This is a genomic window from Paraburkholderia sp. SEWSISQ10-3 4 (genome assembly GCF_030464785.1).
Classification (GTDB): domain Bacteria; phylum Pseudomonadota; class Gammaproteobacteria; order Burkholderiales; family Burkholderiaceae; genus Paraburkholderia; species Paraburkholderia aspalathi.
Genome location: NZ_JALPRI010000040.1, coordinates 22822 through 34265, shown reverse-complemented (window position 1 = coordinate 34265; position 11444 = coordinate 22822). Strand labels below are relative to the sequence as shown.

Below are 11444 nucleotides of genomic sequence, written 5' to 3'. Positions count from 1 at the left end.
CCCGCACAGGGGCAACGCTAATAGACCACTAACAAAACAAGGAAAGGCCAACACCCTAAGAACACGGACAAACAAGCGCCGCGCAGGCAAAAAAAGGTCACCTAACTGCAGACTTCCCATCCCCCAAAGGCTCCGCCTCATCCCCAGCAGCTGCATCCCGCGTCTCAGGCATCGCGGCCCAAACGAGCAGCACGGCAAGCGCCCCCGCCGCAGCAAGCCCAAAAAAGCTCACGGCATTGCCAAAATGGTCAGCCACAAACCCAGCAGCAGTCGTGCTCAAAGTAGCCCCAATCCCGGCAGCCAACCCAAACAACCCAATACAAAGGTTATACCGCCCCTTCCCGCCAGCAACATCGGCGGCAATCAACGGCAGCATCACCCCGAACACGGCCGCGCTCAGGCCGTCGAGCATCTGCACCGGCACCAGCAAATAAGGGCTGCTGATTCCGGCAAACAACAACGCCCGGATCGGCAACGCCGAAAACCCAAGCAGCAGAATCGGCCTGCGTCCCCACCGCTCGGCAGAGCGCCCAACCCATGGCGACATCATCGCCACAATCGCCTGCGGCACGATGATGCACGCGGCAATCACGAGCTGCACGTTGTCACCCATGCCGGCCGTCACTTCACCCGCGGCGAGATTCAGCATCGCCGCATTCGACAAGTGGAACAGCACGATACAAGCCGCAAACAACAGCATCCGCTTGTCACGCAACAGCTCGCGCAAACTCTCGCGCCGTTCGATCTGCGCCGGTGTGGGCCCGGTTTTCGGCAGCTCGATCGTGTCGGTACGCTGGATCATCGTCAGCGCAAACAGTGCAGGAACCGCCAGCGCCGCTGTCAGCCAGAACACCGCGCGAGGCGAATAGTATTCGCCGAACACGCCCATCAAGCCGGCCGCGACGGCGCTGCCGATCGACGCCCAGCGCGCATTGCGCCCCAACCGGTCGCCCAGATTCGCGCGCCCCACGAGAGCGAACGAAATCGCGGCCAACGCCGGCGTCAGCATGCAACTGGCAAAGCCGTGGAATACCTCGGCGGCAATCACCGGCAGCACCGTCGGGCTCGCCGCCAGTAGCACCGCACTGAAGATGATCGCGAAGATCGCCCATGCGGCAGCGCCTTTCTTGTTGCGCAGTGCGTCGACAGCAGCGCCGCCCGGCACCTGGCTGACCATCGCACTAATAGTGCCGACGGACAGCGCCATGCCGATCTCGCCCTGGGTCCACTTGTGCGAGGCGAGGTACGACGCAATGAACGGCCCGAAACCCGTCTGCACGTTGGCGACGAAAAAATTCAGCCAATCGAGTGCGCGCAGACTTCGCGCGGTGACCAAAGTGCGGCCTGTCATCGGACCGCCCGTGTGTTGGAACCCGCCGTGACTGTGGCCGGCGCGGCAGAAGCCGCAGTGGCAGGAGCGACGGGAGCAGGCGCGGAAGCGGGAGCGGGTGGCGGCGCGGGCGACACCGCGCGGATCGGCTTGTCGTTGGCGTACGGCGGCGTCGCGTTGATCTGCGCATCGCTCAGATCGATCAGCGGATGCAGCTCCTTGTCTTTCGTGACGAAACGCAGGGCCGACCAGTTGGCGGCAATCGTGCGCCGTTCGGTGCTGACCATGCCGTTGACGTCGAGCACGACCGCTTGCGGCTGCGCGTTGGCGTCGATCAGCACGTCGATCACGCGGCCGACCTTGGCGCCGTTCGAGCGCTCGACGTCGGTGTCGATCAGCTGCAATTGCACGGCGGCGGACTTCGCCGCGGGAGTCGGCGTGGCCGTCGCATTGAGCGTGATCGGCGCGGTCTTCGCAGTGGGTGTGAAGCGGAACGCGTTCCACGGGAAATTGACCTTGCGATCTCCGACGCCAAGGAAGCCCTGCAAATTGACCACGATTTCGCGTGGCTTACCGCTCGCATCGGCGATCAGATCGACCGCGCGGCCCACCACTTTGCCGTCGGGCTTCTGCACTTCGCTATCGAGCAGGGCGCGCGCTTCGCTGCGCTCGATCGTGCGCAGCACGATCAGCGGCGCGGGCGCGGGAGGAGGTGGCGCGGGCGTGGCGACCGGCGGCGGAGGTTCGACCTTGCGTGGCTTGACGACCGGCTTCTTGGGCTTCTTCGGCTGCTCGGGCTCGGCCGCTTCCGTCTCGGCCGGTTCCGGCGCGGAGGCGGCTACGGGCGCGCTCGCGGGTTCGACGGGCATCACCGTGGCGTCGACAATCGGCGCCTGTTGCGGGCCCCACAGCAGGCTGCAACCGGACAGCGCGAACAGCGCGAACACAGCAAGAAGCAGAAGACGCCAGGCAGGACGCGAGAAACCGCCGCTCATCAAGAAGGACTCCATGGGCCAGTGCGGACGGGCGCTGTGGACCGCCGCAGTTAAGTCACGCTTTAACTCAGGTAAGGGCCAGAGTGTAACCCGTGGCGCCGGGGCGGCCCGGTTTTGCAGGCTTTCTGACAGGTGTCCCCGGCGCACGATTCATGCCGCGCTGTGCACTTTCGGCCGCGACGTAGGCACGTTTTTGCGCGTCGAACCCCTCAAAACCCTTTCACAACTCGATGACAAATCGTAGGTGTAAACGCGCGGAGCGTCCCCATGGTTTGCCGTCCCTTAAACGATATAAGCATCGCGACATGTCGAGCATGCCATTCATGCGATGGGAGACATATTTGTGTTGCCCTACATTTCGGGACAGCAAAAGGAGAACGGAGCATGCGGGTTGTCTGACGCATCGCAAGCCGACGTTCAAACCTTGCCACACCACCACATTAGATCAACGCAACGAGACGAACCTGATGGCGGCCGGAAACCGGGCCGTTTCAGCACGCTGATAAAGGAGGCACTCATCATGATGGAACCCCACGCCCAACCGATTTCTGAAGTCGGCGCCGAATCATTCGACGGAAAGGGCTTTCTCGACCGCTACTTCGAAATCTCTTCACGCGGCAGTTCGCAGCGTACGGAAATTGTTGCGGGCATCACGACCTTCCTCGCGATGGTCTATTCCGTGTTCGTCGTGCCGGGCATGTTCGGCAAAGCGGGCTTCGATACCAGCGCGGTGTTTGTCGCCGTATGTCTGACGACCGCCTTCGGTTCGCTGCTGATGGGTGTGTGGGCGCGCCTGCCGATCGCCATCGGCTGCGCGATTTCGCTGACTGCGTTCACCGCGTTCGGCCTCGTGCTCGGTAAAGGTCTGCATCCGAACGTCGCGCTCGGTGCAGTGTTCCTGATGGGTGTCGTCTTCACCGGAATCTCGGTAACGGGCGTGCGTTCGTGGATTCTGCGCAATCTGCCGACCGGCATCGCGCACGGCACGGGGATCGGCATCGGCCTGTTCCTGCTCCTGATCGCCGCGAACGACGTAGGTCTGGTCGTCAAGAATCCGGGCGCCGGTTTGCCGGTGGCCCTGGGCAACATCACGGCATTGCCGGCGATCATGTCGGTGGCGGGTCTGGCGGCGATCTTCGGTCTGGTGCGCCGTCGCGTGCCGGGTTCGATCCTGATCGTGATCGTCGTGATCTCGCTGATTGCGCTCGCAATCGATCCGGCGGTGGTGTTCCACGGCGTGTTTGCGGTGCCTTCGCTGAGCGCACCGGGCCATGCTTCGCTGATCGGCGCGATGGACATCAAGGGCGCGCTCTCGATGGCGGTCCTGCCTAGCGTGCTGGCACTCGTGATGACGGCCGTGTTCGACGCAACCGGCACGATTCGCGCCGTCGCCGGACAAGCCGGTCAACTCGACGAAAACGGCCGCATCATCAACGGCGGCCGTGCGTTGACGGCGGATTCGCTGAGTTCGATTTTCTCGGGTCTGCTGGGTGGCGCACCGGCGGCTGCGTATATCGAATCGACGGTTGGTGTTGCAGCCGGCGCGAAGACGGGTATGGCCGCAGCGGTGGTCGGTCTGCTGTTCCTTGTGGTGATGTTCTTCTCGCCGCTGGCCAGTCTCGTGCCTTCGTATGCAACGGCTCCGGCGCTGATGTACGTCGGCCTGCTGATGCTCTCGAACGTGAGCAAGCTGCATATGGACGATATGGTCGACGCGATGTCGGGCCTGATGTGCGCCGTGTTCATCGTGCTGACCGCCAACATCGTGACGGGCATCATGCTCGGTTTCGCGACGCTGGTGATCGGCCGCGTGGTGAGCGGCGAGTATCGCAAGCTGAACGTCGGCACGGTTGTTATCGCTGTCGTGCTGGTCGGCTTCTATCTTGGCGGTTGGGCCATCTGATTCTGCCGCATTGAGTTTTACGCGGTTTGCTGTAATGCGAGAGTGGGGCACGCTTGCCTTGCCGCTTCGCTCGAGCGTGTAGTCGGTTGTTCTCCACCTTGACGCGGCGTATTGCAGGGTTCGATCTGCGATGCGCCGCGTATCTTTTTTCAGCATCCCCTTAGCACCTTCCGCTTCCTGTGCGCTTTGAGAAAAGTGCGCACCTGTCCTTGACATCCTCACGCGTGTTTCTATACTTAACCTCATGGTTAAGTTTAATGAAACATTACTCGATCGCACCTTTGCCGCGCTGTCCGATCCGACGCGGCGTGCGTTGCTCGCGCGTCTGTCCCAACTGAACGATCTGTCGGTCAGCGAACTCGCCGAGCCGTTTGCGATGTCTTTGCCCGCAGTGATGAAACACCTCGACGTGTTGTCCGAGGCCGGTCTCATCACGCGCAGCAAAACCGGCCGCACGGTGGCGTGCCGCCTGTCAGCCGGACCGATGGAGGAAGCCATGGAATGGCTTACCCGCTATCAGCGCTTCTGGTCCGAATCACTCGATCGTCTTGCTGCTTTCGTCGAAGAGGAACCGCCATGTCCGCCAAACCCAACCACGCCCACCAGCGTCGTCACGACGCCGCGCCCGCGAAAGTCTGCCGCGCCTCTACGGAAGCGGCGCAATTCGTGACATGGATGCATCCGACCGGCTTGAGCCACGGTCTCGATGCGCTGGAACGCTACCTCGCCTGAATTCGCGTGATTTGCTCTATCTAACGTGTATGACGCAGAAAAGGAGACGCACATGGATCCGCAACATCGTATCGGTACCCGGGAAGAATGGCTGGCCGCCAGCAAGGCGCTATTAGTCGAAGAGAAAGCGTACACACGCGCCGGCGATGAACTCGCCCGCAAACGCCGGGCGCTGCCCTGGGTGAAGGTCGAGAAGACCTATGTATTCGACACGCCGCAAGGCCCCAAGACACTCGCCGATCTGTTCGGCGGCCGCAGCCAGTTGATCGTTTATCACTTCATGTTTGGTCCGGATTGGGAAGAGGGCTGTTTCGGCTGCTCGTTCGTGTCGGATCACATGGATGGCATCCTGACGCATCTCGAACATCACGACGTATCCTACGTGGCAGTCTCGCGTGGGCCGCTCGCGAAGATCGAGGCGTTCAAAAAACGCATGGGCTGGAAGTTTCCGTGGGTGTCGTCGAATGAGAGCGACTTCAATTTCGACTATCACGTGTCGTTCACACCGGAAGAAATCGCCAGCAAGAAGGGGTTCTACAACTTCACCGAGCAGGATGTCGGCATCGACGAGCTACCCGGTCACAGCGTGTTCTACAAGGACGCAGCGGGCGACATCTATCACACGTATTCCACCTACGGACGCGGCGGCGAGCAGTTCCTCAGTGCGTACGCGCATCTCGACGTGGTGCCGAAAGGCCGCGAGGAGAAGAAGAATATGGGTGAGTGGCTCAAGCATCACGACCGCTATGAGGAGAAGGCGGGCGGTTGCGCCGCGTGCAGCCATTGACGCGCGCCGGCCAGGAATAAGCGGGACGTCATGCCCCTTTGCGTCCCGCTTCATAAAACAGCGCGAACAACTCCGACTGCGAGTTGACGTTGAGCTTCGTATAGATGTGCTTCTTGTGCGCGCGCACCGTCTCGAAAGAGATCGTCAGTTTCTCCGCGATGGCGCGCGTTGAAAATCCGCTCAAGGTCAGCATCGCCACCTCCACTTCTCGCGCGGTGAGTGACGAGCGGCCGCCCACCGACGACACCTGCTCGAAACGCGCGGCGTAGGTGGGCGTGTCCGCAGGGGCGTCCGTGTTGATCGCTGCTTGCGTCACTACCTCGCTCGAGGCCGGCTCCGGCGCATCGAATGTTTCATACGGCAAGCGCTGCCGCAGTAGCGCGATCACCCATGGCGCACAGAGCGCGAGCACCGCCAGATCGCGCTCGCCATAGCGCTGCGTGGCGCCCAGCGAGAACGCCAGTGTGTGTCTCGCGTCTATCATGTAGTTGAAATGCACTTCATCGCCGACGATGTTTTTCCTGAAGTACCGCTGGTAGTAGTCGGTCATCGAGAAGTTGTCGGGCGCGACGTCCGCCAGCGTGACGAAACCCGATGCGGGCTTCTCGGTCGCGGCGATATAAAACGGATCGAGTTGATAGAGCGCGGCGAGATAGTCCTGGAACATCACATCCACCGTGCCGTCCGGTGTGGGCGATTCTGCACAGACGAGCGGCGCCACGCCAGGTGTGAAGCGCAGAGCGACCCAGTTATCGAACACGACATAGCGCTCGAGCGCGCGTGTGAGGCGAGTCCAGAATTGCGCGCTGTCGAGTGCTTCGATAACCGCGCCGATCTCGCGATGAAAGGCCAGATCGCGCCATTCGAGTTCCATGCGTGCTCCGTTGAGGGTAACCCTGCCGGGTGATTACGGTCAAAAATATGTCTGGTAATAATAGGCCCAACCTGAAACGCGGGCGCCTGACAACAGCCGCTATTTAACGCGAAGCAGATTGCTGAGCATAGGAGACAAAATGCTTCAACTCGAACTGGCACAGATCCCGATCGTAGATGGCGCCGTGGGCGTGGGCGGGGCAAACGTGCAACGCGTGCTGCAAACCATCGGCCAGCGCGCGGCCGGAACCGATCTGATCGTGTTTCCGGAGACCACGCTGTCGGGCTTTCCTACTCGCGACACCATCGCCGACGTGGCCGAACCGATTGACGGGCCGTCGCTGACCGCTGTGCGCAATGCGGCGCGCGAAGCACGGGTTGCGGTGGCGGTCGGTCTCGCCGAGCGTGACGGCAGCCGCTTTTTCAACACCACGGTGCTGGTCGACGAACGCGGCGAGATCGCGCTGCGCTATCGCAAGACGCATCTGTGGGCGTCGGACGTCGGTGTGTTCGAACCGGGCGACCGCTACGAAGTGTGCAGCTTCAAGGGTCTGACCGTTGGCATCCTGGTCTGCTACGACATCGAATTTCCGGAAACGGCGCGCGCGGTTGCCTCGCTCGGCGCCGATCTGCTGATCGTGACGAACGGCAATATGGACCCGTTCGGGCCGGTGCATCGCCGCGCAATCGTGGCGCGTGCGATGGAGAATCAGATGTTTGCGGCGCTTGTGAATCGCATCGGTTCGGGCGACGACAATCTCACCTTCCCCGGTGAATCGGCGCTGATCGATCCGTTAGGCGATGTGGTGTGCGACGCCGGCCACGAAGAAACGGTCCTGCGCGCCACGCTCGATCCCGCGCGTCTCGAAGCCGCGCGCGAGCACTATCGTTATCTGCATGACGCGCGCATTTCGCTCGACCTCGCGACGCAAGACGGCGAGCAAGGGCAACGTGCGCGTGTGATCCGAACGCGCTAAGGCGCGTGCGCAGGTGTAGGTGCGCATAAGCAAGCACCCACACCTACGCGCAGCACGTTAGGCAAAGCATCATCGGCGCGACTTCCGCGCACCCTGCAAGACTGATCGACAAAACCCGACCCGGGCGCGTTCAACGTCGCCCTCGACGACGCTCGCCCATTCGCAAGAGGAGACACCGCATGACCCCGACATCCCCCACGGAGCGCGCCGGCGCACCTGCCGCGCCCCAAAGCGCGCATCTGAAACGCACACTCGGCCTGCCTTCGGTTTTGCTGTTCGGCCTCGCCTATATGGCGCCGCTGATCGTCTACGGCACCTACGGCGTGCTGGCGACCGCCAGCAACGACACCGCCGCGCTCGCGTATCTGATTGCCCTGGTCGCGATCGTGTTCACCGCGCTCAGTTACGGCAAGCTCGCGCGGCTTTTCCCGGTAGCGGGTTCAGCGTACACATACACGCGCAAAAGCTTCAATCCGCATCTGGGCTTCATGATCGGCTGGGCCACCTTGCTCGATTACTTCTTCCTGCCGATGGTGATCTGGCTGATCGGCGCCGCGTATCTCAGCGCCGCGTTTCCGCACATTCCGAGCTGGATCTGGATCGTCGCGTTCATTGTGTTGACGAGCGCGCTGAATATTCTCGGCATCGAACTCGCGAACCGTTTCAACATCGTGCTGATGGTCGTGCAACTCGCGATCGTCGCCTTGTTCGTCGTGCTGTGCTGCCACTATGTGACCGCGGCGGTTGGCCCCGGTGGCCTGATTTCGGCCGAACCGTTCTTCAAGCCGCATGTGCCGTTGTCGGCGACGATGGCGGGCGCCGCGATCGCCGCTTATTCATATCTCGGCTTCGACGCAGTGTCGACATTGACTGAAGAAACCATCGCCCCTGAAAAAACCATGCCGCGTGCGATTGTGCTGATTGCGCTGATCGGCGGCGCGATCTTCGTGATCGCCGCGTACACGGTGCAACTCGCGCATCCGGGTGCGGTGTTCAAGGACCCGGATTCGGCCGCGTTCGAAGTCGCACGCAAAGTCGGTGGCGATATCTTCGTGACGGTGTTTCTGGCCGGCCTGATTCTCGCGCAGTTCGCCTCGGGCATCTCGGCGCAGGCAAGCGTGGGGCGTCTACTGTATGCGATGGGACGCGACGAAGTCTTGCCCAAGCGCATCTTCGGTTTCGTGCATCCGAAGTTCAAGACGCCGGCGCTGAACATCGCGATCGCGGGTGCAATCGGTCTTGTCGCGCTGAAGCTCGACGTGGCGACCTCGACCTCGTTCATTAACTTCGGCGCGTTTCTCGCGTTCACCGCGGTCAATCTGTGTGTGATCCGGCAGTTCTTCAACGCGAAGGGCAGTGCGAATGCGATGGGTGTGATCGGCGGCCTGGTGTTTCCGCTGGCTGGTGCGATTGCGGATATCTGGCTGCTGGTGAGTCTGGAGAAAACCGCACTGGTGCTCGGCGCGGTGTGGTTCGTGCTGGGCTTGTGCTATCTCGGCTGGATCACGCGCTGTTTCCGCCGTGCGCCGCCGGAAGTCGCGGTCTGATAACTGATGGCGCTGCGTTGCGCAGCGCCGAACTCACAACGCCATGTCAAAGGCGGGTTTGAGGAACAGTTCGATCGCCATCACGATCAGGCTCATCACGGCCGCGGACAGTGTCAACGTGCCGTACTCGTCGTAGCGTGCATCGTATAAGCATGCTACGACGAAAATAATCGCCATCAAGTTGGTCAGCCAATCGAAATTCAACGCCAAGGTCATCGATCAAATCCGGGCTTACGCGCGACTCGTATCGTCGGATCGCGCTATTACGTGAGCCGGATTCTAGCGAGTTGAGCTTACGGATTTGCTACGCCTGGGCTTACATGGATTACGGCCTGGAGGACCTCACTTGGCTGCCATCATGTCGTGCTCGATCCAGTCGATCACCGACGTGCGTTTAGGCTGCCAGCCGAGCAGTTTGCGCGCACGCTCACCACGCACACGGCTGTTCGAACCGAGTCCGTACGAAGCCATTTCGTAACCCCATTCCTTCTGCGCGTCTGCGAGCGGCCAGTCTTGCGCCTCGCCCAGTTTCATCACGCGCGCGATCGCAGCGCTCATGTCGCGAAACGATGCCTCTCCGCTTTCGACAAAGTAGAAGGTGCCCGCCGGCGTCTTCTCCAACGCAAGGCGATAGAGCTCGGCGACGTCGCCGATATGCACGTTCGACCAGATGTTGCCGCCGCTGCCCACATGCCGCACCACGCCGCTCTTTTGCGCCTGACGCACGAGTCGCGGCAACTGCACGCTTGCGCTGCCCGGCACGTCGCCGTGGCCGTAGATCAGCGTGTTGCACAGCACCGCCGAGCGGATGTTCTGCTGCGCCGCGTCGAGTACGAGTTGATCGATGGCGACGCGTGCCGCTTTGTCCGCGGTCGGCTCGGGCAGGGCGTCTTCGTGATAGATGCGCGCCTCGCCCGCTTCACCACCCGAGGCATCGCCGACGATGCTCGAGCCGCTCGTATGCAGAAACGGTTTGCCGGAACCAGCGAGGCCGTCGATCAGCGCTTTCACTGCGCCTTCATGGTCGCTGCTCGCGGCGTTGATGACCGCGTCGGCGGCTTTGGCTTCGGTGATCAGCAGTTCGCGGTCGTCGAGCGTGCCGATCACAGGTTCGATACCGAGGCGTTGCAATTCAGCGCTGTGTTCGGGTTTGCGGATCAAACCGCGCACATGGTGGCCGGCGCGCACGAGGTGCGCCGCAATCGAGCCGCCGATAAAGCCGCTTGCGCCAGTAATGAAAATCTTCAAGACGTTCTCCTAAGGTGGAAACACCGGAAATACGATGACATGGACGCAGTATCCACCGTCTTGATTGTCGCAAAAAGCGTGTTAGTCTCAAATCAATCTTGATTTGAAATCAACAATGAAGACTTCCACTGACGAATTACTGGTGTTCGCGACGGTGATCGACTGCGGTTCGATCACTGCGGCGGCCGAGAAATTGCAGCAGACCGTCTCGGGCGTGAGCCGTGCCCTCACGCGCCTCGAAAAGAAACTCGACACCGCGCTGGTGAGGCGCACCACGCGCCGTTTGCAACTGACCGAAGAGGGCGAGGCGTTCCTGCGGCGGGCGCGGGCGATTCTCGATGCGATGGAAGAGGCCGAGGAATCCGTCACGCGTGGACGCGAGCGGCCCTCGGGGCGCTTGCGTGTCGATGCGGCGTCACCGTTCATGCTTCATTGCGTGGCGCCCCATATGAAGGCGTTTTCAGCGCTGTATCCGGAGATTCGTCTGGAGTTGACGAGCAACGAGCGGATCGTCGATCTGCTAGAACAGAAGGTGGATATCGCGATCCGCATCGGCGCGTTGCAGGATTCGACCCTGCATGCACGCACCCTGGGCAGTAGCAAGCTGCGGGTGCTCGCGAGTCCGGCGTATCTGGCTGAATACGGCGAGCCGCGTTCGGTGGAAGCATTGCGCTCGCACCGTCTGATCGGCTTCACGGCGCCGGAACATCTGAATCGCTGGCCGTTGCGGGCGGGTGGCAAGGGCAAGTCCGAGACGCTGAAGATCGAGCCGGCGATCACCGCATCGAGCGGCGAGACCTTGCGGCAGCTCGCGCTGTCGGGATGGGGCATCGCCTGTCTCGCCGACTTCATGACGGCGGCCGACGTGCGCGAGGAGCGGCTGGTGCCGATTCTCGGCAACGTGCTGGTGGATGAGCGGCAGCCGGTGAGCGCGGTGTATTACCAGAGCGCGTCGCTGGCGGGGCGCGTGCAGTGTTTCCTGGATTTCATGGCAGCGCGGGTGAGGTTGTAGCGAATCGCGTCGAGTTTTTTGTCCACTTGCCGCCCTGTAT

At 61.9% G+C, this 11444-nt stretch carries 11 protein-coding genes; 6 read left to right on the top strand and 5 right to left on the bottom strand.

Annotated elements, in window-relative coordinates:
• Nucleotides 1-97: 97 nt before the first annotated feature.
• Together M0D68_RS36165 and M0D68_RS36160 are read right to left on the bottom strand one after the other, a co-directional pair.
• On the bottom strand, nucleotides 98-1351 hold the full coding sequence (locus M0D68_RS36165; RefSeq protein ID WP_093646737.1) for an MFS transporter: 1254 nt from the start codon (nucleotides 1349-1351) through the stop codon (nucleotides 98-100).
• Nucleotides 1348-2325 carry a PRC-barrel domain-containing protein gene (locus tag M0D68_RS36160; RefSeq protein ID WP_093646739.1) on the bottom strand — a complete coding sequence of 326 codons (978 nt, stop codon included), beginning with the start codon at nucleotides 2323-2325 and terminating at the stop codon, nucleotides 1348-1350. The genes M0D68_RS36165 and M0D68_RS36160 overlap by 4 nt, the downstream gene beginning before the upstream one ends.
• 520 nt (nucleotides 2326-2845) lie before the next feature.
• Here M0D68_RS36160 and M0D68_RS36155 point away from each other — a divergent pair.
• From M0D68_RS36155 to M0D68_RS36145, 3 genes are all read left to right on the top strand, one after another.
• Nucleotides 2846-4228 carry an NCS2 family permease gene (locus M0D68_RS36155; RefSeq protein ID WP_074286043.1) on the top strand — a complete coding sequence of 461 codons (1383 nt, stop codon included), beginning with the start codon at nucleotides 2846-2848 and terminating at the stop codon, nucleotides 4226-4228.
• A gap of 244 nt (nucleotides 4229-4472) precedes the next feature.
• Nucleotides 4473-4898, top strand: coding sequence for a helix-turn-helix transcriptional regulator (locus M0D68_RS36150; RefSeq protein WP_266226869.1), 426 nt, complete (start codon nucleotides 4473-4475; stop codon nucleotides 4896-4898).
• 114 nt (nucleotides 4899-5012) lie between these two features.
• The gene (locus M0D68_RS36145; RefSeq protein WP_200622672.1) at nucleotides 5013-5747 is read left to right on the top strand and encodes a thioredoxin family protein; all 735 of its coding nucleotides are present in this window, start codon (nucleotides 5013-5015) and stop codon (nucleotides 5745-5747) included.
• 28 nt (nucleotides 5748-5775) lie between these two features.
• Here the strand turns inward: M0D68_RS36145 and M0D68_RS36140 are convergent, their stop codons facing one another.
• Nucleotides 5776-6621 carry a LuxR C-terminal-related transcriptional regulator gene (locus M0D68_RS36140; RefSeq protein WP_266226868.1) on the bottom strand — a complete coding sequence of 282 codons (846 nt, stop codon included), beginning with the start codon at nucleotides 6619-6621 and terminating at the stop codon, nucleotides 5776-5778.
• A gap of 139 nt (nucleotides 6622-6760) precedes the next feature.
• On the opposite strand from M0D68_RS36140, the gene M0D68_RS36135 reads away from it, so the two are divergent.
• Together M0D68_RS36135 and M0D68_RS36130 are read left to right on the top strand one after the other, a co-directional pair.
• Entirely contained in the window at nucleotides 6761-7597 is an 837-nt protein-coding gene (locus M0D68_RS36135; protein ID WP_093646748.1) for a carbon-nitrogen hydrolase family protein, read from the top strand.
• 179 nt (nucleotides 7598-7776) lie between these two features.
• Complete coding sequence (locus M0D68_RS36130; protein ID WP_266212801.1) at nucleotides 7777-9144, top strand: APC family permease; 1368 nt, start codon at nucleotides 7777-7779, stop codon at nucleotides 9142-9144.
• A 33-nt stretch (nucleotides 9145-9177) separates the two neighbouring features.
• Here the strand turns inward: M0D68_RS36130 and M0D68_RS36125 are convergent, their stop codons facing one another.
• Both M0D68_RS36125 and M0D68_RS36120 read right to left on the bottom strand, forming a co-directional pair.
• Nucleotides 9178-9360: a hypothetical protein gene (locus M0D68_RS36125; RefSeq protein ID WP_200621785.1), complete on the bottom strand. Its 183-nt coding sequence runs from the start codon at nucleotides 9358-9360 to the stop codon at nucleotides 9178-9180.
• Between the two features lie 126 nt (nucleotides 9361-9486).
• Nucleotides 9487-10392 (bottom strand): NAD-dependent epimerase/dehydratase family protein, encoded by a 906-nt coding sequence (locus tag M0D68_RS36120; RefSeq protein WP_266226866.1) that lies wholly within the window; start codon nucleotides 10390-10392, stop codon nucleotides 9487-9489.
• 115 nt (nucleotides 10393-10507) lie between these two features.
• Here M0D68_RS36120 and M0D68_RS36115 point away from each other — a divergent pair, with 115 nt between their 5' ends.
• Nucleotides 10508-11404, top strand: a complete 897-nt coding sequence (locus tag M0D68_RS36115) for a LysR family transcriptional regulator (protein WP_200652160.1) — start codon at nucleotides 10508-10510, stop codon at nucleotides 11402-11404.
• Nucleotides 11405-11444 lie beyond the last annotated feature (40 nt).

Coding starts and splice junctions, on each gene's coding strand:
- M0D68_RS36165 (WP_093646737.1), bottom strand. CDS start 1,351: ATGACAGGCCGCACTTTGGTCACCGCGCGAAGTCTGCGCGCACTCGAT.
- M0D68_RS36160 (WP_093646739.1), bottom strand. CDS start 2,325: ATGAGCGGCGGTTTCTCGCGTCCTGCCTGGCGTCTTCTGCTTCTTGCT.
- M0D68_RS36150 (WP_266226869.1), top strand. CDS start 4,473: ATGGTTAAGTTTAATGAAACATTACTCGATCGCACCTTTGCCGCGCTG.
- M0D68_RS36125 (WP_200621785.1), bottom strand. CDS start 9,360: ATGACCTTGGCGTTGAATTTCGATTGGCTGACCAACTTGATGGCGATT.
- M0D68_RS36130 (WP_266212801.1), top strand. CDS start 7,777: ATGACCCCGACATCCCCCACGGAGCGCGCCGGCGCACCTGCCGCGCCC.
- M0D68_RS36155 (WP_074286043.1), top strand. CDS start 2,846: ATGATGGAACCCCACGCCCAACCGATTTCTGAAGTCGGCGCCGAATCA.
- M0D68_RS36135 (WP_093646748.1), top strand. CDS start 6,761: ATGCTTCAACTCGAACTGGCACAGATCCCGATCGTAGATGGCGCCGTG.
- M0D68_RS36115 (WP_200652160.1), top strand. CDS start 10,508: ATGAAGACTTCCACTGACGAATTACTGGTGTTCGCGACGGTGATCGAC.
- M0D68_RS36140 (WP_266226868.1), bottom strand. CDS start 6,621: ATGGAACTCGAATGGCGCGATCTGGCCTTTCATCGCGAGATCGGCGCG.
- M0D68_RS36145 (WP_200622672.1), top strand. CDS start 5,013: ATGGATCCGCAACATCGTATCGGTACCCGGGAAGAATGGCTGGCCGCC.